General features: G+C 71.2%; 17 protein-coding genes and 1 pseudogene. 3 read left to right on the top strand and 15 right to left on the bottom strand.

What is annotated here, in order from left to right; genetic code table 11:
- Positions 1 to 70: 70 nt before the first annotated feature.
- A pseudogene (locus ACT3UL_RS11355) lies at positions 71 to 943 on the top strand (helix-turn-helix domain-containing protein); the annotation flags it as partial.
- Positions 944 to 1036: 93 nt separating this feature from the next.
- Here the strand turns inward: ACT3UL_RS11355 and ACT3UL_RS11350 are convergent.
- Positions 1037 to 4318, bottom strand: a complete 3282-nt coding sequence (locus tag ACT3UL_RS11350; RefSeq protein WP_444578326.1) for an FAD/NAD(P)-binding protein — start codon at positions 4316 to 4318, stop codon at positions 1037 to 1039.
- Positions 4311 to 5387: a 2,3-diaminopropionate biosynthesis protein SbnA gene (sbnA, locus tag ACT3UL_RS11345; RefSeq protein ID WP_444578325.1), complete on the bottom strand. Its 1077-nt coding sequence runs from the start codon at positions 5385 to 5387 to the stop codon at positions 4311 to 4313. The genes ACT3UL_RS11350 and sbnA overlap by 8 nt, the downstream gene beginning before the upstream one ends.
- Positions 5388 to 5649: 262 nt before the next feature.
- Here sbnA and ACT3UL_RS11340 point away from each other — a divergent pair, with 262 nt between their 5' ends.
- Positions 5650 to 6132 carry a pyridoxamine 5'-phosphate oxidase family protein gene (locus ACT3UL_RS11340; RefSeq protein ID WP_441463134.1) on the top strand — a complete coding sequence of 161 codons (483 nt, stop codon included), beginning with the start codon at positions 5650 to 5652 and terminating at the stop codon, positions 6130 to 6132.
- A gap of 26 nt (positions 6133 to 6158) precedes the next feature.
- On the opposite strand, the gene ACT3UL_RS11335 is transcribed toward ACT3UL_RS11340, so the two are convergent.
- The 8 genes from ACT3UL_RS11335 to ACT3UL_RS11300 form a co-directional block, all read right to left on the bottom strand.
- Complete coding sequence (locus ACT3UL_RS11335) at positions 6159 to 7112, bottom strand: permease prefix domain 1-containing protein (protein ID WP_444578324.1); 954 nt, start codon at positions 7110 to 7112, stop codon at positions 6159 to 6161.
- 1 nt (position 7113) lies between these two features.
- The gene (locus ACT3UL_RS11330) at positions 7114 to 7461 is read right to left on the bottom strand and encodes a PadR family transcriptional regulator (RefSeq protein ID WP_444578323.1); all 348 of its coding nucleotides are present in this window, start codon (positions 7459 to 7461) and stop codon (positions 7114 to 7116) included.
- A gap of 60 nt (positions 7462 to 7521) precedes the next feature.
- Positions 7522 to 8250, bottom strand: coding sequence for a class I SAM-dependent methyltransferase (locus ACT3UL_RS11325; RefSeq protein WP_444578322.1), 729 nt, complete (start codon positions 8248 to 8250; stop codon positions 7522 to 7524).
- Positions 8138 to 9169 (bottom strand): ABC transporter ATP-binding protein, encoded by a 1032-nt coding sequence (locus ACT3UL_RS11320; RefSeq protein ID WP_443351436.1) that lies wholly within the window; start codon positions 9167 to 9169, stop codon positions 8138 to 8140. The genes ACT3UL_RS11325 and ACT3UL_RS11320 overlap by 113 nt, the downstream gene beginning before the upstream one ends.
- Entirely contained in the window at positions 9166 to 10206 is a 1041-nt protein-coding gene (locus tag ACT3UL_RS11315; RefSeq protein ID WP_444578321.1) for an ABC transporter substrate-binding protein, read from the bottom strand. Before ACT3UL_RS11315 ends, ACT3UL_RS11320 begins: the two co-directional genes overlap by 4 nt.
- 44 nt (positions 10207 to 10250) lie before the next feature.
- On the bottom strand, positions 10251 to 11354 hold the full coding sequence (locus ACT3UL_RS11310) for a FecCD family ABC transporter permease (protein WP_444578320.1): 1104 nt from the start codon (positions 11352 to 11354) through the stop codon (positions 10251 to 10253).
- Between the two features lie 115 nt (positions 11355 to 11469).
- Positions 11470 to 11874 (bottom strand): ArsR/SmtB family transcription factor, encoded by a 405-nt coding sequence (locus tag ACT3UL_RS11305; RefSeq protein ID WP_443426629.1) that lies wholly within the window; start codon positions 11872 to 11874, stop codon positions 11470 to 11472.
- Between the two features lie 9 nt (positions 11875 to 11883).
- The gene (locus ACT3UL_RS11300; RefSeq protein WP_444578319.1) at positions 11884 to 13341 is read right to left on the bottom strand and encodes a suppressor of fused domain protein; all 1458 of its coding nucleotides are present in this window, start codon (positions 13339 to 13341) and stop codon (positions 11884 to 11886) included.
- A 181-nt stretch (positions 13342 to 13522) separates the two neighbouring features.
- On the opposite strand from ACT3UL_RS11300, the gene ACT3UL_RS11295 reads away from it, so the two are divergent.
- Positions 13523 to 14872, top strand: a complete 1350-nt coding sequence (locus tag ACT3UL_RS11295; protein WP_444578318.1) for a NupC/NupG family nucleoside CNT transporter — start codon at positions 13523 to 13525, stop codon at positions 14870 to 14872.
- Between the two features lie 18 nt (positions 14873 to 14890).
- Here ACT3UL_RS11295 and ACT3UL_RS11290 read toward each other — a convergent pair whose 3' ends face one another.
- From ACT3UL_RS11290 to ACT3UL_RS11270, 5 genes are all read right to left on the bottom strand, one after another.
- Positions 14891 to 16006 (bottom strand): Gfo/Idh/MocA family protein, encoded by a 1116-nt coding sequence (locus ACT3UL_RS11290; protein ID WP_444578317.1) that lies wholly within the window; start codon positions 16004 to 16006, stop codon positions 14891 to 14893.
- Positions 16007 to 16124: 118 nt separating this feature from the next.
- Positions 16125 to 16862, bottom strand: a complete 738-nt coding sequence (locus ACT3UL_RS11285; protein WP_443343074.1) for a sugar phosphate isomerase/epimerase family protein — start codon at positions 16860 to 16862, stop codon at positions 16125 to 16127.
- 49 nt (positions 16863 to 16911) lie between these two features.
- Complete coding sequence (locus ACT3UL_RS11280; RefSeq protein ID WP_441448205.1) at positions 16912 to 17751, bottom strand: carbohydrate ABC transporter permease; 840 nt, start codon at positions 17749 to 17751, stop codon at positions 16912 to 16914.
- Positions 17744 to 18721, bottom strand: a complete 978-nt coding sequence (locus tag ACT3UL_RS11275) for a carbohydrate ABC transporter permease (protein ID WP_441448206.1) — start codon at positions 18719 to 18721, stop codon at positions 17744 to 17746. Before ACT3UL_RS11275 ends, ACT3UL_RS11280 begins: the two co-directional genes overlap by 8 nt.
- Before the next feature lie 86 nt (positions 18722 to 18807).
- Complete coding sequence (locus tag ACT3UL_RS11270) at positions 18808 to 20112, bottom strand: ABC transporter substrate-binding protein (RefSeq protein ID WP_444578316.1); 1305 nt, start codon at positions 20110 to 20112, stop codon at positions 18808 to 18810.
- Between the last annotated feature and the right edge of the window lie 257 nt (positions 20113 to 20369).

The raw sequence follows: 20369 nt of genomic DNA, 5'->3' as shown, positions 1-20369 counted from the left end.
GCCGAGGGGTGTACCGGCAGGGGACCTCTCCGGCCGGGCGGCGCGGCTCGCGGAGTCCTATGGTGGCGGCATGGACAATCGAGCCGAGGTTCGCGAATTCCTCATGTCGCGCCGTGCGAAGGTGACGCCGCAGGCGGCGGGGCTGCCCGCGGGCGGCGGGTCCCGTCGGGTGCCGGGGCTGCGTCGCAGCGAGGCCGCGATGCTCGCCGGGGTGAGCGTCGAGTACTACGCCAAGCTCGAGCGCGGGGCGATCGCCGGGGCGTCGGCCTCCGTGCTGGATGCGGTCGCCACGGCCCTGCAGCTCGACGAGACGGAGCGCATCCACCTGCTGGATCTGGCCCGCGCGGCGGACGGCATCCCGACGTCGGGCCGGCCCCGTCGGCGCAGCGCCGCGACCCCCGCTCCGGTGCGCCCCGCCCTGCAGTGGGCGCTGGACTCCCTGACCGACGGCGTCGCCTTCGTGCGCGATCAGTACCAGAACCTGCTGGCGACCAACGAGCTGGGCCGCGCCTTCTACTCGCCGCTGGTCGGTGACGGCACGGCGGGACGGATCCCCAACCTCGCCCGCTTCCAGTTCCTCGATCCGGCCTCGAAGGACTTCTATCCCGAGTGGGAGCGGTTCGCGCAGATGTGCGTGGGGAGCATGCGCGTCGAAGCCGGGAAGGACCCGCACGACGCGACGCTCCAGGACCTGGTGGGTGAGCTGTCCACGTGCAGTGACACCTTCCGACGGCTGTGGGGTGCGCACGACGTGCACACCCACGGGTCCGGGACGAAGCGCTTCGAGCATCCGGTGGTCGGCGAGCTGACCGTCGCCTACGAGGAGCTCGCGCTCACGGCGGAGCCGGGTCGCGCGATGATCGTCTACTCCGCCGAGCCGGGCTCGCAGTCCGAGGAGCGGATGAGGCTGCTCGCGAGCTGGGCGGCGACCCGCCGCGCCGAGCAGCAGCCGGACCGACTGCCGGGCAGCAGCCGGAACGAGATGCCGGGCGGCAGCCGGACCGACATGCCGGGCAGCAGGCCGGATGAGAGCGGGTCAGCTCGCAGGGTCCGCCCAGGGGCGCAGCGGGGAGACGGCGTCGATCCGGTCGCGCCGCCAACCGTCCGGGCCTTGCACCATGTTGGAGGCCAGCGGGATCTGGTGCGAGGCGCTCTCCAGGATGTGCATGAGGTAGCCGGCGGTGTTGGGCAGGGCCACGATGTCTCCTCGGTGGACCCCGTGTGGGAAGCGCAGACGTCGACGCTGGATCAGCTCCGCCTCGATGCAGTAGGCGCCCACCAGGAACGCGTCCACCGGTTCCGATGTGCTCTGCGGCGGCACGGCGCCGGCGCGGACCAGCACCGGGTCCACGAGGAAGTCATCCGAGGTGGATCGGCACTGGGTGCGGTTCATCTCGAGCCCGATCAGGGGGATCCCGTCGCTCGTGGAGGTGCGCTGGATGACCCGGGCCAGGGTCATGCCGCAGCCGTCGAGCATCGAGCGCCCGGGCTCGCAGCGCAGCTCCAGGCCGCGCTCGCGCAGGGCGTCGGCGGCCGTGGTCCCCGGGGCCACCTCGGCGGCGAGGACGGTGGTCAGCCACGGCCCGCGCACCATCTGCTGGTGATACGGATACACCTGTCGCAGCGGTTCCCCGCGCCAGGTCAGCGAGCTGTCCGCCGTGCCGGTCCGGTCCTCGTGCGCGCTCCAGAAGGCGGCCCATTCCTCGGGGTCGTCGAGGTAGGACATGGGAATCCCGCCGCCGATGTCGATGAACCGAGGTCGGTGGCCGAGCGCACGCAGGGCATCGACCAGCTCGATCGCCTCGGTGAGGGCATGGGCGCGGGCGAGGGGGTCGTAGCCGTGCAGGTGGAAGTGGATGCCGTCGAGGCGCAGAGCGTCCTGGACGGGGTCGCGGGACTGGGCCCACTCGCGCCAGGTGCGCGCGGATTCTCCGAACCGGGTGGGGCCGACGGTCTCGCTCGGCGTGGGCGCGAGCCGCAGGGCGACGGGCCGACGGGTGGGGGCCGGGACGGAGCTGGGCGAGGCGAGCAGGGCATCGACCGCGGCGGCCTCGTCGAGGTTGTCCAGCACCAGCATCGCCCCGGAGGTCAGCGCCAGGCGCAGCAGCGGGGACGGCTTGATGGCCGCCGTGACCACGATGTCCTGTGCCGGGACACCGAGTTCGAGGGCCTGCTCCAGCTCGCGCTCGCTGCCCATGTCGAGCCCGAGCCCGGCATTCTGCGCCGCCGTCATCAGACCGAGGGTCTTGTTCGCCTTGCGCGCCACGAAGATGCGCAGGTCGACGCCCTGTTCTGCGGCGGCGTCCGACAGCTCGGAGGCATTGCGGGGCAGCGCCGAGAAGTCGTGCACGTTCAGCGGGCTGCCGTGCTCCTCGAGCAGGTCGCGGCAGGCGACGGGATCGGCGAGGAGCTCGCGCATCCACGGTTCCAGGCGCGCGGTCAGCGGAGGCAGGCCCTGGCAGCCGGACCGGAGATCCGCATCGTCGGGAACGTCGGGGACGTCGGGTCGTTGCAGGCTGGGACGGCGCGGGCTGGGACGGCGTGCGCCGAGAAGTCGAGCGCCGAGGCGGCGAGCCCAGAGCCCCGGCTCGGCATGCAGATGGCGGTTGAGGGTGTCGTGGCCGATCACGTGGTCCTCCGTCGGCCGGCCCAGGAGCGCCAGTCCCTCGACGCGACTCCCGTCGGGCGCGATCGCGGTGGCGTCGGGGTCGATGACCGCGCCGCGACGGCCGGGACGCACCGACACCAGGCCTGTCTCCAGCAGGTGTCGCGCCAGCGGATCGGAGACGCCGACCAGGCCAGGAGGGGGCTGGACCGCGTCGACCACGACATCGGCCGGGGCAGAGCCGGCGGGCAGGCCCTGGATCCCCTGCGCGGTGATCGTGGTGCCGGCGTCGACCCAGGACAGGTCCACCGCGCCGGAGTCGACCATCGCGAGCAGCTCGCGCGCGGTGTCCAGGGGCGGCCCGAAGGCGTAGCGGTCCAGCACCAGCTCGGCCTCCCGGAACCGGGACCAGGCCGTCTCGTCGACCGTGCAGTCTCGCAGCGCCGCGGTGATCTGGGGATACATCAGCACCCAGGCGCGGCCGAGGGCCCAGCTGGGCCCTGGCTTCCGGCTGCCCTCGGCGACGGCCACGCTGCGACGCAGCGCCTCCGCGGCGCGTCCTGGCCCGGAGGGCAGCTCGGGATCGGAGCCCTCGCCGAGCGTGCGGCGCACGGCGAGGGCTGGCGCCGAGCCGGTGTCGACATCGACATCGACATCGGAATCGACATCGTCGAGCAACCGAGCGGCGACGCCCAGCACGATCTCGAGCACCTGATCCGGGGTCAGGGAGCCGGAGAGGGAGGTCTCGTACGCCAGCTGGCGTCGGCCCTCCTCGATCGCCGCCTCAGCAGCGTCGGGCAGGGCGGTTCCCGGATCGGGCTTCGCCTCCAGGAGCAGGCCGTGGCGGGTGGTGGGGAGGATCGCAGACGGCTCCTCGGGACTGCGCTCGTGGAGCAGCCGCCCGGATCCGGCGGAATCGGGGTGGAAGCGGGCGCCGCGGCCGACGGTGAGCGTGAGGGCAGCATCGATGAAGGTCAGGGCCCCACCCCGCACAGCCACCCGGGACCCGGGTGGCACGTGAGCCGCCGCGAGCATGGTCCCGACCGGCAGGACGGCGGGGCGCAGCGGCAGCCCAGCAGACCACCGGCCTGAGGCCCGCGCGGTCGCCAGGGAGCTGTCGTGCCCCGCCGCGTGGCCGGTCGCCACGAGCACCTCGTCGGCGGGAATCTCGCCAGCCGGAGCTGCGGGGGTCTCAGCTGCGTCGGCCGGCGCGAGCGGCGCCGAGCCCTCCCCTCGCGAGACCAGCCATCCGTCGGCGTCCCGATGGACGGCGACGGCGCGGTCGCGGAGCAGGCGGACAGTCCCGAACGGGGCGAGGGACTCCTGCATCCGCTGCCAGCGCTCGGTCAGATAGCGGCCGACGACGGCGCGCGGCGGGTACGGCTCCTCTGCCAGCTCCGGATGCTCACGCGCCGCCCAGTCGGGGAAGGACGCGAAGGCGCCGGCAGCCGGGGCATCGAGGATCCCGGAGCCGACGTTCAGCAGCAGCTCGGGAGGTTGGGAGAGGTCGTAGGCGGCTCCGGTGCCGGGATGCTCGCCGGGGTCGAGGACCGTGATCTCCAGGAGCTCTCGCGGGGAGCCGGCCCCAGGGCGCCCGACGGGTTCCGGGTGACCGACCAGCAGCGCGGCGAGCTCCTCGAGGGCGAACAGGGCCTTGGGGCCGGCCCCGATCACGGCCAGGCGCAGGGGTCCTGTGGCGGCGCGCTCAGCCACGCGCGGCGGTGTCCAGCAGGGACGAGGTCGCGGCGGCGAGGGCGTCGACATCGGCGTCGAGGGTCTGCTGGACCCAGGCATCGTCGTAGACGGTCTCGAGATAGGGCACTCCGCCATCGTGCACGATGAACGCGAGCCGCGTGCCGGGTTCCAGGTGCGGGACCAGCATGCCCAGTGCGTGGACGATCCCGCCGGTGGAGGCGCCGGCGAGGATCCCTTCGCGACGTGCGAGCAGTCGCGCGCCGACCACGCAGTCCAGCCCGCTCACGCGCATCACCTGGTCGGGCTCGACGGTGCGGGAGATGTCGGTGACCACCCCGGCGCCGAGGCCCGGCAGGGGACGCGGCGCGGCGGTGCCGCCGAACAGGACGCTGCCCATGGCGTCGACCGCGATCGTGCGGGTCGCCATGCCGGAGTCCTGGATGTAGGCGGTGCAGCCGGCGATGGTGCCGGTGGTGCTCACGGCGGCCATCAGCACGTCCAGCCGGTGATCGGTGGCCTCGGCGATCTCGCGCATCGTGCCCGCGGCGTGGGCGCCGGGGTTCGCCGGATTGCCGTACTGGAACAGGTTCACCGCGCCGGGGATCTCCTCCAGGAGCTGCTCGACCCGTCGGAACCTCGCCGTCAGCAGATCGCCGGTCTCGGGGTCCGGCTCGGAGACCAGGGAGATCTCCCCGCCGAGCGCCCGGATGGTGGCCACGGTGGTGGCGTTGGTGCGCGAGTCCACCACGCACACGAAGCGCACCCCGTGCGACGTGCACACCCGCGCCAGGGCGACCCCGAGGTTGCCCGAGCTGGATTCGACGACCGTGCCGCCGGCGGCGAGGCGGCCGCTGCGGATCGCGTCGCGCACCATCGCGAGCGCCGGGCGGTCCTTGGTGCTGCCGCCGGGATTCACGGATTCCAGCTTGGCGAGGATCTCGACGCCCGAGTCGGGGAACAGGTGGTCGAGACGGATCAGCGGGGTGCGGCCCACGGCGGCGGAGACGCCGACAGTGATGCCGGGGGCGACAGCGCCGGGCGTGCCGAGGCCGGGCTCCTGGGCGGACTGCGCGAGGTGTGTGGTCACGTTCGTCAAAATACGGCACCACGGGGTCCGTGCCGAGGGTCCTCCCGACCTTCTTCGTAACCGCCGCGCGTGGCGGGTGGAGGACGGTCGACGTGCTAGCAGGAAATCGTCGCAGGCGGGATGGGCGCGCGCAGGATGCCGGTGCGTCGGAGACCTGTGCACGCCCGTGAGAATCGGTACCGAACGGTCGGGTCCGCGCCCGGGATCGGAGGGCGCGAGTACCGTCGGACGGGACAGCACAGGCGACGCGGGAGGACCCCTCATGACCGACGACACCCTGGCCCTGGAGGACGTGGTGGACACGCTCCGCGACGCCGACCTCGTCATGCTCACCACGGCGCTCCCGGGCGGCAAGCTCCTGTCCCACCCCCTGTCCATCCAGGGCGTGACCGACGACGCGGACGTCTGGTTCTTCGTCGGACTGCGCGGCGGCCAGGCCGAGGCGCTGCGCAGCGGACCGCAGGTGAACCTCTCGATCTCGCAGGCAGGGTCGTGGCTGTCGGTCGCGGGACATGCCGAGTTCGTCGAGGACCGCTCTCTGGTGGAACAGCTGTGGACCAAGCGGGCGGCCGCCTACTTCCCCGACGGTCCGGACGACCCGGACCTGGGGCTGCTGCGGGTCAGCGGCGAATCCGCGCAGTTCTGGGGCCTGCCCGGGGGCAAAGTCGCCGGGCTTGCGCAGATCCTCAAGGCGAAGGTGGTCGGGGAGCGCCCACCCGGCGGCACGGCCACCACCGAGCTCTGAGCACGGAGACCGCGGGTCACCCGGTGTCAGCGGCGTGCGTCGCGCCGGGTCTTCAGCCAGCCGTCGAGGATGTCCCACACCGGGATGCCCACGAGCATGAACCAGGTCAGGATTCCGAGTACCCGCATCGAGTCCGGCTCGACGCCGTTGGCGATGAACACCGTCTGCAGGAAGTCAGGGTTCAGCAGGAGGCCGTTGCCCATCAACGTGAGCACCAGAGTCATGGCCAGCATGGCGAGCACGGTGTTGAGCACTGCGAGCCGCACGGTCCAACGACCGTTCGCAGAGAGCATGACGGCCAGGACCGCCTCGAGGGCGATCAGGGCGAGCAGGCCGGCCATCGCCCAGGGCCACAGCCCGGGGTTCAGGATCGACAGCGACTCCCCGTCGATCCTGAGGAAGCCGATGAAGTGGTCCCACAGGAGGGCGACCACGCCGGCCGCGGCCAGGATGAGGGAGGCGATGAGGTCCGCCCGGCCCGTCCCCGTCGAGGTCGGCTCGCGCAGTTGATCCACGTCCCAGCCGGGGCCGGTGTCCGCGCCGGCACGCTCGAGGAGCACGAACACCAGCGTCACCCAGAAGACCAGATGCACCGTGGCGGTGACCCCCACGCCGATCGCCTGCCCGATGATCGCGCCGATCGAGGCGCCGGCGATCACCTGTGCGAGGGCGACTGCGAGGACAGCGCACACCGGCACGATCATCAGCAGGGTCCTCAGCAGCTGCCTCCAGGCGAGGTGGTAGCGGGGGCCCAGCAGGTGCAGCGGACGGTCGGCATAGCCCGCTGCGAGGGCGGCGGGGTCACCCAGCTCGGTGAGCACCTCGCGTTCGGCCGACGTCGGCTCCTCGCCTTGGTCGAGGCGAGCTTCCATGGCGTCCGCGATGGAGCCCTCGAGCTCTTCGCGCACGTCGTCCTGCGCGTCCGGCGGGAGGGAGGTGATGGTGGCGCTGATATAGCGCTCGGTGAGTGAGGTGGCCATGTCAGTTCTCCTCCGGGGTGCCCGGGTCATCGGTGACGGATGCGATCGATCGCGTGAGGTCGTGCCATTCCGTGCTGAGGGTGTCGGCCAGGCTCATGCCCTCCGCCGAGGTGACGTAGAACTTGCGGGGCCGTGTGTCCTCGGTGTTCCACTCGCTGGTCAGGAAGCCCTGTTTCTCGAGCCGACGCAGCAGGGGGTAGAGCGTGTTCGCATCCGTGAGGACACCGTGCGACTCGAGCTGCTCGAGCAGGTTGTAGCCGTAGCCGGGGGTGCGCAGCAGCTGCAGGCACGCCAGCACGACGGTGCCGCGCCTCAGCTCCTGCAGGTGGGTGTCGAAGGACTCGCTCATGTCTCACACCATAGTGTGTGAGACACAGTGTTGTATATAGCGCGGTCGCGCGAGGGGTGGTCAGTCGGGTCTGCGCGCGCTGAAGCGTCGCTGCAGCTGCGGGGAGTGGCCGGGGACGACGCCGTGGGCACGATCCAGCGCGAGCACCTCGGTCAGGGGATCGGCGCGCACGTCCGCGAAACCGGCCGCCTCCCACTCGGCGACGATCTGCTCGGTGCCGGCGCGTCCGAAGGTCAGGCGCTCGAAGGCCTCCGCGTCGTAGGCCGACGCGAAATGGTCCTGCCGCTCGGTCCCGTGGGGCAGCGTGTCCTCACCTCGGAACCAGGGGGCATCGACCGCCACCAGTACCCCGCCGGGACGCAGCAGCTCGAACCACTGGCCCAGCGCGGTCGGGGCATCGCGCAGCGTCCACAGCAGGTACCGCGAGACGATCGCGTCGAAGGTGCTCGGGGCGAAGGGCGGATCCACGGCGTCCCCGACCAGGAACGTCGGCGGATTCGGATGGTCCGCGCACTTGGCGTGCGCCTGCTCGAGCATGCCCGTGGCCAGGTCGATCCCGGTCACGGTGTGGCCCGCGCCCGCGAGCAGCAGGGCCATGTTCCCGGTGCCGGTTCCTGCGTCGAGGATCGTGGACGTCCCCGTCGGGAGCACCTCGGTCCAGACCCGGGACCAGGTCTCACGTTCCTCGGGGTGGGCGAGGCGGCACAGCTGGTGCTCGTCGTACTCGGCCGCGTATCGGGTCCAGTAGTCGTTCCAGCGGGCCTGGGCGGGGTCGGCGGTGGGCGTCAACGTCGGGCTCCTCGGGGGTGGAGGCGGTGGGGAAGAGGGGGCTGGCGGGTGCGCCGGGTGCGCCGGGTGCGCCGGGTGCGGCAGGTGCGGCCGACGGGCCGGGTGCGGCAGGGCCGGGGGGCGGCTCCTGCCCGCGGAACAGGAACTGCGCGGTGCCGTCGTCGGCCGTGGCCCGTTCGGCGGCGACCCCGTAGGTGGCGCTGACCAGGGAGGCGGGCAGTGCCTCGCCGGGCGGGCCCGCGGAGTGCACGAGGCCGTCGGCCAGCACGATGACCCGATCGCAGTAGCGGGCGGCGAGGTTCAGGTCGTGCAGCACCACGATGGTCGCCACGCCCTTGGTGCGCACGATCTGCAGCACGTGGTGCTGGGAGCCGATGTCGAGATGGTTGGTGGGTTCGTCCATGAGCAGCAGATGCGGTCGTTGGGCGAGCGCCCGCGCGATCAGCACCCGCTGCTTCTCCCCACCGGAAAGAAGCCCGAACTCCCGCCGGGCCAGGTGCAGGGCGCCGGAGTCCTCGAGCGCCCGGGTCGCGATCTCCAGGTCCGCATCGGACGTCGAGCCGAAGGTGCTGGAGTGAGGGATGCGGCCCAGCAGCACCACGTCCGCCACGGTCAGAGACACCTCGCCCGTGATCTCCTGCGCCATCACGGCGATGCGCCGGGCCCGCTCGCGCCCGGAATAGCTGCCCAGCTCGCGGCCCTCGAGCAGCACCTGCCCGGCGTCGGGCACGAGCTCGCGGTGCAGGAGGCGCAGGGCGGTGGTCTTGCCGCTGCCGTTGGGGCCCACGAGGCCCACGATCTCCCCGGCCGACACGGACAGGTCCACCCCGCGCAGCACGGGCTCGGTCCCGAAGGCGTGCGTGAGGCCGCGGGCCTCGAGGACGGGTGCGGCGGGCGAGGAGCCGGGGTCGGGACTCATCCCTCGATCTCGAGCAGCCACTCGTGGATCCTCTCCAGCCCCTCCACGACCAGCGGGGACGCGGGCTCGGCGAAGTTGAACAGCAGCGGCAGCACGGCCTCGTCCTGCACCGCGCGCAGTCCGGTCAGCTGGTCCTGGGTGGTCATCTCCGCGGTGACGTCGCTGCCGTCGCCCTCTCCCTGGTAGAGCACGATCAGCACGTCGGGGTCGGCCGCCAGCAGCGGCTCCGAGCTGATCTCGAACACCCGCTCGGCGGTGTCGGCGAAGACGTTCTCGATGCCCAGCGCATCGAGCTGCGCGGTGACCATGGACCCCGCCCCGTAGGTGTACAGCGGGCCGCCGCCGAGCGAGGGGTAGAGCACCGCGGCCGTCGTCGTGCGGAGGGCCTCGGCGGATTCGGAGACCGCCGTGACCCGGTCCGTCAGCGCAGCCGTGAGGTCCTCCGCCTCCTGCGCGTGGTCGAAGATGCGGCCGTAGGTGGCGATCGTGGAGTACAGGGTCTCGAAGCTCGCCCGCTCGTCGTCCGTGCCGCAGTAGATGTCCTGGACCACCACCTGCGCGCCGGCGTCGGCCATCGCCTCGCGGGTCACGCCGTCGGGCAGGCCGAACACGATGTCCGGCGTCTGGGCGATCACCATCTCCTGGGAGATCTGCAGGTGGCCCGAGGCGTCGATGTCGTCCGAGAGCGTCGGGATCTCCTCGACCCGGGCGTCGAGCTCCTCGTCGTAGTACCCCGGGGGGAACACCCCGGCCCGGGCGACGACCCGGTCCAGCACCCCGATCCCGTCCAGCGTGGTCACGGGCGCGGATTCCAGCAGCACGATCCGCTGCGGCGGGGCGTCGAAGGTCAGCGTGGCCTCGCAGTTGGCGAGCTCGAGCGGGAAGCCGTCGGCTCCCTCTGAGCCGGACGTCGAGCCGCCGGCGGTCCCCGAGCTGCAGGCCGTCGCGCTGATCCCGAGGATTCCGGCGAGCCCTGCGAGCGCCGAGCGGCGGCTGAGGGTGCCGGCGGACGGACGGCGGGCGGCGGACAGATCCATGGGGACCTCTTTCTGGGGCGGGGGAGAGGGATGGAGTGGGGCGCTCAGTGCTGTCGGGCGTACATCCGGCGCACGAGGATCAGCAGGAACGGTGCGCCGATCGCCGCGGTGATCACCCCGATGGGCAGCTCGCGGGGCTGCATGACGATGCGGGCGGTGGCGTCGGCCCAGAGCAGGAACAGCGAGCCCAGCAGGGCGCTCGCCGGGATCAGCACCCGGTGCCGGGCGCCGACCAGGCGGCGGGCGAGGTGCGGGATCACGAGGCCGACGAAACCGATCGAGCCGGCCCCGGCGACCGCCGCCGCGGTGCACAGCGAGACCACGATCAGGAAGCCGATGCGGGCACGGTCCGGGGAGATGCCCAGGCCGTGGGCGATCTCGTCGCCTGCGCTGAGGGCGTCCAGCACCCGCGCCCCCAGCAGCATGATGAGCGTGCCGATCCCGGCGGCGAGCACCGCGATCAGCAGGAAGGCGTTCCAGCGTGCGAGGGACAGCGAGCCCAGCATCCAGAACATCACCGAGCGCGACCCCTCGGCGGAGTCCGAGGAGAAGATCAGCAGGTTGGTCACGGCCGTGAGCGCGTAGCCGACGGCGACCCCGGACAGCAGCAGGCGCAGCGAGGTCACCCGCCCGCCGGCCCGCGCGATCGCGAACACCAGCAGGGCCGCGCCGAGGGCCCCGACGAAGGCGAGCACCGACTGCGCGTACTCGCCCATCGCCGCGCCCACACCGAAGAGGATCGCGGCCGCCGCTCCGGTCGAGGCGCCGCCGGAGACGCCGAGGATGTACGGGTCGGCGAGCATGTTGCGCACCATCGCCTGCAGGGCGGCGCCGCTGATCGCGAGGCAGGCGCCGACGGCGGCTCCCATGAGGGCCCGGGGCAGGCGCACGGTCCAGATGATCGCCTCGGTGGCCGAGTCCGCGGCGGATCCCGTGGCCGGAGCGGGAGCCAGCCCGAGGTGCTGGGCGATGACCTGCGTGGTGGTGCCGGGGGCGATGGGGACCGGGCCGATGCCCAGGCAGATCAGCAGGCTGAGCAGGGTGGCCGCGGCGAGCAGAAGGAGCACCAGGGCGGAGCGCCGGGCGCGGGAGCGCACGCCGAGCGGGTCGGTGAGACCCGGCCGACGGGCGCCGGTCGTGGTCGCCATGGCCGCCCCTCCTGCTGTCCGCTCGGTGTCCGTCGCCGAATCCGACGAACTACTTGAAGGACTCTACAAGTATCCGGCGCTCAGGGAGCAGGGCGGTGCCGCTGGCTGTCGACAGTCAGGTCTCGGGGGCGTGCTCGTGGTGGTGGATGCCGGGCAGGTGGTCGGAGCCGAGATCGTGCAGGAGCGAGTGGGCGAACCCGTCGGCCAGCTCGTAGCGCACCTCGCGGCCCGCGCGTCGTGGCCGCACCCATCCGGCCTCGCGCAGCAGGGCCAGCGCATGCGATGCGGTCGAGTCGCTCGCCCCGATGGCCCGGGCGATGTCCGAGCTGCGCACCCCGGGGTGGGCGTGCACGCAGAACAGGATCCGCAGGCGGCGCGGGTCGGCGAGCAGCGCCATGCGCTCGGCCATCGCCTCGAGGCCGGTCACCGAGTCCAGCAGCTCGGTGAGCTCGGCGACCAGGTGATCGTCCGGCGGGGCGGTGTCGTCGGCCCGCACGTGCAGGGGGTGGTCGGCGTCCATGGGCTCAACCTACCGGGGGCTGATCGGGGCCATTTGCAGAACCTGCTCCTGGACCTCCGACCCGACTCCCGTACTCGTACCCGCCGCAGCGTCGAGCCGCAGCTCGTAGGTCGTGCCGTCCACGCGTGCCTGCTGGCCCGCCGTCGGGACGACGCCGACCTCCTCGACGCAGTCGGCGATCATCCGGTGCAGACGGCCGATCCTCTGCGTCGTGGTCATTTCGGGCGCGGCGAACCGCACCTCCGCGCCGCCGAGCGCCGCGAGCCCGGCGGTCCGTGCGGCGTCGTCCGCGCCGGGTCCGTCGGCGCCGATGCTGACCAGCGCCGACTCGGGGTGGACCCGGCACGTGGTGGGCAGCCCGGCCGCGATATCTGCCGAGAACTGTGCGGCGGTGGTCAGATGCCGCTGATGGGGGATCCAGATCGCGAGGGCCTTTCCGGCCTCGACCAGCAGCTGCGCCATCGCCGCTGCGCCAGCCACGGTCGCGCCGTCGCCTGGGCGCTCCGGGGAGAGCGTGAGCACCGTGGCGTGGCTGGTGATCGCCTCGCGGAGCACGGCGAGCTCCTGCTCCGGCAGCGCGGCGAGCTCGAGGTCGTCTGCGAGGGCCGACGGGGCGAAGCGCCCGCCCACCCGCCAGCGCAGCGGCTCGGGACCGATCGGCAGCACGAACTCGTCGATGCCCTGCGCGCCGAGCTGCTCCGCCATGTTCGGCAGCACCCCCTCGAGCACCTGACCCAGATGCTCGGCCGGCTCCCGCAGCAGCACATGCATTCGCCACGGCGCCGGCCCGTCGGTCACGGATTCGCGCGCCGGATCGAGGACCGCGGTGACCCCGGCCCGCTCGAGGCGGTCCAGCACCATGTCGCCACCTGAGGGGACGGAGACCCTCAGCGCGAGCTCCTCGTCGGTGGCCGGGAGCACCGCGAGGATCTGCACGCCACCGGCGGGGGTCGGCGCGTTCATCAGCTGCGGCGGGTATCCGTAGGGCGGGCCGATCAGCGCCCCGGTGAAGGGGACCGACGGGTCGTAGCACGTGCCCAGATTCGTGATGCTGTGGCCCCAGTCCAGCGTGGAGCCGTCCTCACCCGGGATCCGCGCGGTGTCCCGCAGGAGATGCAGCGGCCAGGAGTTCGGGTTCTGTTCCAGCAGCTCGGGCTGGGGAGGATCGATGCCCGGCCATCCTGCGGGAAGACCCATCAGCAGTTCGAGCCGGTACTCCTCGCCGCTCTCGGTGCGCATCGGACTCTCGGACAGACCGAGCGTGACCAGGGTGGCGTGGGGAACCTGCTCCGACGGGGCGAACACGGCCAGGTCGATCGGAGCGGGGAGCCCCGAGGAGACATCGGGACCTGTCGCGCTGCCGGGAACCGTCGTGTCCGTGGCGATGACGTACTGATCCCCGAGGAACTCCGTGAGGTGCGCCAGCAGCGCCTCCCGGTGCGGGGTGCCGTGCGGCGTCGGGTCCATGAGTGCTCCAAGGGTGCGGGTCGATCGGGGATCCGGGGGATCCGTGCACGGTCCATCTTCGGTCATCGGCGCTGTCACCGGCGACGGTTGGGCCGCCGGGCGTCGGCCCCTACACTGGCGCGCGCATCGGGGCTCTGGTCCCGATTCCCGGTTCCCGATCTGCAGTCATGAGGTGAGCGTGATGGTCGACCTGCTCTGGGGCCTCGGTGGAATGGCAGGCCTCCTGCTGATCGCCGTCGCCCTCTCCAGCAACCGCCGGGCGATCCGGCTGCGCACCGTGATCGGTGCCCTCGCCCTGCAGGTGGGCTTCGGAGTGCTGGTCCTGTACTGGGGCCCCGGCCAATGGGCGCTCGGGAAGGTCTCGGCCGGCTTCCAATCCGTCATCGACACCTCCGCCGAGGGCATCTCCTTCCTGTTCGGGCCCCTGATCCCGGCCGACGGAGAGGGCAGCGTCTTCGCCCTCCAGGTGCTCCCGGTGATCATCTTCTTCGCCTCCCTCACCGCGGTGCTCTACCACTGGAAGATCCTGCCCAAGCTCGTCGCGCTCCTGGGCGGCGGACTCGGGAAGCTGCTCGGCACCGGCTACGCGGAGTCCGTGAACGCCGCGGCCAACATCTTCGTGGGCCAGACCGAGGCGCCCCTGGTGATCCGTCCCTACATCAAGAGGCTCTCGCGGTCCGGCCTGTTCGCAGTGATGGTGGGCGGCCTCTCGACAGTCGCCGGATCCGTGCTCGTGGGCTACTCGCTGCTGGGCGCCCCGCTGGAATACCTGATCGCGGCGAGCTTCATGGCCGCCCCGGGCGCCCTGCTCATGGCCAAGATCCTGGTGCCCGAGGACGACCCCGACGCCCTGGCGCGGGAAGCCGCCCTGGTGGAGGCCAGCAACCAGCGATCCGGGGGACGGAGCGCGAAGGCGGCCGACGACGGGGCGGCCACGGCCGGGACAGGCGCCACCGCCCGCACGACCACGACGGCCGAGGACGAGGACACCGAGGACGATCTCGAGGAGATGCAGTACGCCAACGTCATCGACGCCGCGGCCGGAGGAGCGGCCGACGGGCTCAAGCTCGCCGCGACCGTCGGCGCGATGCTGCTGGCCTTCATCTCCCTGATCGCGCTGATCAACCTGCTGCTGGGCACCGTCGGCGGCTGGTTCGGGGCCGGCGATCTCACGTTCCAGCAGATCCTCGGCTGGGCGTTCGCCCCGATCATGGCCATGATCGGCGTGCCCTGGGGCGAGGCCGTGAGCTCCGGCAGCTTCGTGGGGCAGAAGGTCGTGGTCAACGAGTTCGTCGCCTTCGCCGGCTTCGGCCCCGAGATCGACAGCTTCAGTCCGAAGACCGCCGCGATCACCACGTTCGTCCTCACCGGCTTCGCGAACCTCAGCTCCCTGGGCATCCTGCTGGGCGGGCTCGGCGGCCTCGCCCCGAGCCGACGCTCCGAGATCGCCCAGCTCGGCCTGAAGGCGATCCTCGGCGGCACCCTGGCCAACCTCATGAGCGCCGCGATCGCCGGGGTCCTGCTGGGCTGATCGCGGCGCTCCGGCATCTCAGAGGGTCGTGGCGAAGGGGTCGAAGTCGGCCGGCATGGGCTCGACCTCGGTGAAGGTGGAGCTCACCTCGACGATCGAGCCCTCGGCGATGGCGGTCTCGATGCCCACCATGACGTCCAGGACGTGCGCGGCGATCTCGCCCTGGGCGCGGTGCGGGACGCCGGCACGGATCGAACGGGCCATCTCCAGCACGCCCAGCCCGCGGCCGGTGACGGCGCCGGTGGCGGGGATCGGGGTGGCCGTCTCGCCGCGGTAGGTGGTCAGCGCCGAATCGCCGTCGAAGACGTTGGGGTCCGGGAAGGCGAGCGTCGCCTCGGTGCCGTACACCTCGACGAAGCCGGTGCGGGTGTGCGGGGAGTCGAAGCTCAGCAGCACGGTCGCGTTCTGGCCGGACTCGAAGCTCAGCAGCGCTGCGACCTGGGTGGGCACGGTGACGTCGAAGACCTCGCCGGCCTTGGGGCCCGAGCCGATGGTGCGCTGCTCACGAGCCTTGGAGCCCACGGCGCTGACCGAGGTGACCGGGCCCAGCGCGAGCACGAGGGTGGTCGTGTAGTACGGCGCGATGTCGAACAGCGGCCCGGCGCCCTCCTGGAACAGGAAGGCCGGGTTCGGGTGCCAGGACTCCGGGCCGGGGGACTGGAACAGGGTCAGCGCGCTGGCCGGGGTGCCGATCGAGCCGTCGCGCAGGGTGCGCAGACCGGTCTGGATGCCGGCCCCGAGCACGGTGTCGGGAGCGCCGCCCACGCGCACGCCCGCCTTCTCGGCCGCCTCGAGCAGCGCCGTCGCGTCGGCCGGGACCGTGGTGATCGGCTTCTCGGTCCACACGTGCTTGCCCGCGGCGACGATGGCCTGGGAGACCTCGGCGTGCGCGGTGGGGATCGTCAGGTTGATGACGATCTCGACGTCCGGGTGATCCAGCACGTCCTGGGCGGTTCCGAAGGCGGGGACGCCGAACTCCTCGGCGCGCTTCTGAGCGGCCTCGGGGTAGAGGTCGCCGATGACGTGCACGGTGACGTCCGGGAAGGAGGTGAGGTTCTCGAGGTACTGGCCGGAGATGGTGCCGGCGCCGATGATGCCGATGCCGACGGGGCCGGTCTGGTTCTGGGAGGTCATGGAGACAATCCTTCGTGGTGCGAGGGGAGCGGGCCCCGGAGCGGGGCGCGGATGGTGCGGGGGCCGACGGGCGGGTTCGTCGTGCGTGCTCGTCGGATGGTGCGGTGCGTGCGCCGGGTCAGACTGCGGTCCTGAGGTGGGCGAGCGAGGCGGCGATGCCGTCGAACATGTCCCCGGCGTACGCGTCGAACTCGATCACGCCGTAGGCCGTCTGCGCCGAGGCGTCCAGGGTCTGGGCGAGCGGCATGGCGCCTTCGCCGAGCGGCAGCTGCGTGGACGCATCCGTGGAGAGATCGCCGTCCTTGAGGTGCACGAGCTGCACGCGCTCGCCGAGGGCGCCGAGCAGGGCGGGCACGTCGGCCCCGCCCACAGCGGCCCAGTAGGTGTCGACCTCGAGCACGACCCGCGGATCGAGCTCGTCGGCGAAGAGCTCGAGGGCGCTGCGGCCCTCCAGCTGGGAGGAGAGCTCGATGTGGTGGTTGTGATAGCCGACGCGGATACCCGCGGCCGCCGCCTGCTCCGCGCGCTCGTTCAGCCTCGCCGCCACGGCGCGGACCTTCCCGGCGTCGGACCAGTCCTCGGCCCTCCACGACGGGTCGATCAGGTACGTCACTCCCACGGCACCTGCCGCCTCGAGCACCGTGGCGAAGTCGGTGTCCTCACCCAGGAAGGACTGGTGGGCGCTGGGGAAGTCGATCGCGAACTGCTCGCGCGCGCGCACCAGCTCTTCGCGGTACTGGAGCAGGCTGAACGGCTCGGCGTGGGTGAGGCCGAGCTCGACCAGGCGCGCGACGGTGCCCTGGAAATCGGACGCGAGGGCCTCGCGCACGCTGTACATCTGGACGGAGATCTCCATGGGGTTCCTTCCGGAGGGAGGTCGGGGCGGGTTGTCTCGCCGGGGCGGGTCACTTCACGGCGCCGGCGGTGAGGCCGGCGACGAAGTTCTTCTGCATCATGAGGAAGCCGACGACCACCGGGATCGACACCGCGAGCGAGGCGGCGAGGACCTGGTTCCAGTAGACGTTGGTCTGCGTGGCGTACTGCCGCAGCCCCACCGCGAGCGTACGGGTGTCCTCCGTGGTCAGGACAGAGGCGAACAGGACTTCTCCCCAGGCCGTCATGAAGGCGTAGATCGCGACGGCCACGATGCCGGGCCGTGCGGCGGGCAGGATGATGCGCAGCAGGATGGTGAGGTTGCTGGCACCGTCGACCTTGCCGGCCTGGTCGAGCTCCTGGGGGATGCCGTCGAAGTAGCCCACCAGCATCCAGATCGCGAAGGGCAGCGAGAACGTCAGGTACGTGATGATCAGGCCGATGCGGGTGCCCACCAGCGGGATCCCGAAGGTCGCGTCGATGTTCACGAAGATCAGGTACAGCGGCAGCAGGAACAGCACGCCGGGGAACATCTGGGTGGACAGCACCGTGGTCATGAACGGGCCGCGGCCGTGGAAGCGCCAGCGTGAGACGGCGTAGGCGGCGAGGGTCGCCACGGCCACGCTGAACAGGGTCGCGACCGAGGTGACGATCAGCGAGTTCATGAAGTACTTCGCCAGCGGCACCGTCGACCACATGTCGATGAACGGCTGGATGGTGAGGGTGCTGGGGATCCACGAGAACCCGGCCTGCACATCGCCGAGCGGCTTCAGCGAAGTGGTGACCATGACGTACAGCGGCACCGCGACGAACACGGTGAGGACCACGAGCACGATGGTGCGGAAGACTTTCTCTCCGACGGTCTCACGCATTGTTCTTCTCCTTCTTCCACTGGGTGAAGTAGAGGTACACCAGCGACACCGCCAGCAGGAACAGCAGCAGCAGGACGCTCATCGCGCTGCCCACCCCGAAGTCCCAGGACAGGAACGAGGCGTTGTAGATGTGGAAGCTGATGAGGTCGCCGGCAGGGGGCTGAGCCGTCCCGAACAGCACGTACGGGGTGTTGAAGTCGTTGAACACCCACAGGAACATCACCAGCATCATGGTCTGGTTGACCGGTGCGAGCATCGGCAGGGTGACCGAGCGCCACTGCCGCAGCGGAGTGGCGCCGTCCATCGCGGAGGCCTCGTAGAGCTCGCCGGGGACCGACTGCAGGCCGGCCATGAACATGAGGAAGGCGAAGGGCCACATGCGCCAGATCGCGACCACCACCACGGAGATGAAGGCGTTGTTCCCGATCAGCCAGAAGGGGGCGCCGTCGACCAGCCCGAGCTGATCCACGATCACGTGGTTCACGGCGCCGGTGTCCCGCTGGAGCATGAAGTTCCAGGTGATCACCGCGGCATACAGCGGCAGGGCGTAGGGGATCAGGAACAGCGTGCGGAAGATGCCGCGGCCGCGGAAGGGCCGCTGCAGAGCGACCGCGGCGGCCATGCCCAGTCCCCAGCTGAGTCCCACCACGAGGGCCGTGAACGCGAGCGTCACGACGAAGGAGTTCAGCAGCTCCTGGCCGACGGGCGTGTTGAGATCCACCGCGATCCGGTAGTTCTCCAGGCCCGCGAAGGGGGCCTCCGTCCAGCGGCGGATGAAGAACTTCGTGAGCTCGATGAAGCTCATCCAGAAACCGGTGGCCATCGGGATGATGTGGATCAGCAGCTCCAGCAGCACGGCCGGCGCGATGATCAGGTACGGGAACAGGTGATGGCGAGGGCGCCGGGGCGTCGGCCGATCGGGATGCTTCGGAGGCTGCTTGGTGCTCTCCGGGGCGAGCTGGCTGGTCATAGGGCTCTTCTCATCGAGGTGGCGGGCATGCGAGGCGGGCATGCGAGGGCCGACGGGGGCTGAGCCCCCGTCGGCCGGTCGGACCCTCAGGCGCGGATCGAGTCCTGCGCGGTCTGCATGGCGGTCTTGACGTCGTCACGGGTGACCGTGCCGCCGGTCGCGATGGTCGCGAACATGGTGTTCATGGCCTGGCCCACGGAGGTCTCGAACTGGTCCTCCCACGGCACCAGCGGCAGCGGCTCGGCGCGCTCGCCGTAGATCTCCATGAACATGTCCGCCTGCTCGGTGTCATCGGTGAAGGTGGGCTTGCCGTCGGCCAGCACGGGCAGCGAGGCGAAGGGCTTGCCCAGCTCCGACTGCGTCTCCTCCGACGTCATGAAGTTCAGGAACTTCAGAGCGCCCTCCTCGTTCTCGGTGTCCTTCATGATCGCGAGGTTGATCCCCGCGAGATGCGAGGCGCAGTCGCTCACGGCGTCCGCCGGAGCGGGGAAGGGGACGGCCTTGAACTGCTCGGGCTTCATGCCCTGCGACTCGATCGTGGCGTTGGCGTTGTTCTGGTTGATGATCATCGCCGCCTCGCCGTTGGCGAAGGAGGTGACGGACTTGGTGCCGTTGTCGAACTGCGCGTTGGAGGGGTTGACGACCTTGTGCTCCTGCATGAGGTCGAGGTAGCGCATGATGCCGTCGATCACGCCGTCCTCGGTGAAGGAGGGCTTGCCGTCCTTCGTGTTCAGCGCGGCACCGTTCTGGGTGGCGTTGATGAACGCGAAGTGGTTGTTCTCCGTGTAGGAGCCGGCGGCCAGGGACATGCCGTAGACGCCCTTGTCCGCATCGGTCAGGGCCTTTGCGGCCTCGACCATCTCCTCCCAGGTGGTGGGAGGCTCGATGCCGGCATCCTCGAACATCTGCACGTTGTAGTACATGCCGTAGGCCAGGCCGTACAGCGGGATGGAGGTGGGGTCGGTGTCGACCGCGCCGCCGGTGGCGAGCGCCGCCGGCACGTAGCGATCCCGGCCGCCGAGCGCCTCGAACTGCTCGTCACCCAGGTCCAGCAGGCCGCCGGTGGCCTGGAGGCTGACGCCCCAGGTGTTGCCGATGTTGACCACGTCGGGGCCCTGGCCGGAGGTGATGGCCGTCTGGATGCGGGTCTGGAGGTCGGCCCAGCCGATGACCTCGAGGTCCACGGCGATGCCGGTCTCCTCGGTGAACTTCTCGAGGACCGGGGTGAGCACCTCCTTGTCGTTCTCGACGCTGGTGCCCTGGTTGGAGGCCCAGTAGGTGAGCTTGTCCGGGCTGTCGTTCGAGCCGCCGGACCCGGAGCCGCAGGCGGCCAGACCGGCGGCGCCGGCGGCGGCGAGGGGGATCGAGGTCAGAAGTGTGCGTCGTCGCATCGGAGAACTCCTTGGCGAACCGTCATCGGTCGCCGTTGCAGGAACGGGGAGGCGCAGGCCCGGGAGGGCCGCGCGACAGAACTGCTTAATCGATTCGAACTTAATCGATTCGGTGGGTATTGCCCGATGGTGCGGCGGGTGTCAACGGGGGAGTGTCACGGTGCGATCACGGATCGAGCCGAGCGCTCGGAGAGGCGGTGCGGGGTGCGGTGACGGCGGCCGTGCCTCGGGGTTGCGCGGGATGCGCAGCGGGTGTC

The organism is Brachybacterium sp. 107, assembly GCF_052379725.1.
Classification (GTDB): Bacteria; Actinomycetota; Actinomycetes; order Actinomycetales; family Dermabacteraceae; genus Brachybacterium.
Note: the sequence above shows the minus strand (reverse complement) of the source record. Positions and strands in the feature narration are given on the sequence as shown.

Coding starts and splice junctions, on each gene's coding strand:
- ACT3UL_RS11340 (WP_441463134.1), top strand. CDS start 5,650: ATGACCGACGACACCCTGGCCCTGGAGGACGTGGTGGACACGCTCCGC.
- ACT3UL_RS11335 (WP_444578324.1), bottom strand. CDS start 7,112: ATGGCCACCTCACTCACCGAGCGCTATATCAGCGCCACCATCACCTCC.
- ACT3UL_RS11330 (WP_444578323.1), bottom strand. CDS start 7,461: ATGAGCGAGTCCTTCGACACCCACCTGCAGGAGCTGAGGCGCGGCACC.
- ACT3UL_RS11320 (WP_443351436.1), bottom strand. CDS start 9,169: ATGAGTCCCGACCCCGGCTCCTCGCCCGCCGCACCCGTCCTCGAGGCC.
- ACT3UL_RS11315 (WP_444578321.1), bottom strand. CDS start 10,206: ATGGATCTGTCCGCCGCCCGCCGTCCGTCCGCCGGCACCCTCAGCCGC.
- ACT3UL_RS11310 (WP_444578320.1), bottom strand. CDS start 11,354: ATGGCGACCACGACCGGCGCCCGTCGGCCGGGTCTCACCGACCCGCTC.
- ACT3UL_RS11305 (WP_443426629.1), bottom strand. CDS start 11,874: ATGGACGCCGACCACCCCCTGCACGTGCGGGCCGACGACACCGCCCCG.
- ACT3UL_RS11300 (WP_444578319.1), bottom strand. CDS start 13,341: ATGGACCCGACGCCGCACGGCACCCCGCACCGGGAGGCGCTGCTGGCG.
- ACT3UL_RS11295 (WP_444578318.1), top strand. CDS start 13,523: ATGGTCGACCTGCTCTGGGGCCTCGGTGGAATGGCAGGCCTCCTGCTG.
- ACT3UL_RS11290 (WP_444578317.1), bottom strand. CDS start 16,006: ATGACCTCCCAGAACCAGACCGGCCCCGTCGGCATCGGCATCATCGGC.
- ACT3UL_RS11285 (WP_443343074.1), bottom strand. CDS start 16,862: ATGGAGATCTCCGTCCAGATGTACAGCGTGCGCGAGGCCCTCGCGTCC.
- ACT3UL_RS11280 (WP_441448205.1), bottom strand. CDS start 17,751: ATGCGTGAGACCGTCGGAGAGAAAGTCTTCCGCACCATCGTGCTCGTG.
- ACT3UL_RS11275 (WP_441448206.1), bottom strand. CDS start 18,721: ATGACCAGCCAGCTCGCCCCGGAGAGCACCAAGCAGCCTCCGAAGCAT.
- ACT3UL_RS11270 (WP_444578316.1), bottom strand. CDS start 20,112: ATGCGACGACGCACACTTCTGACCTCGATCCCCCTCGCCGCCGCCGGC.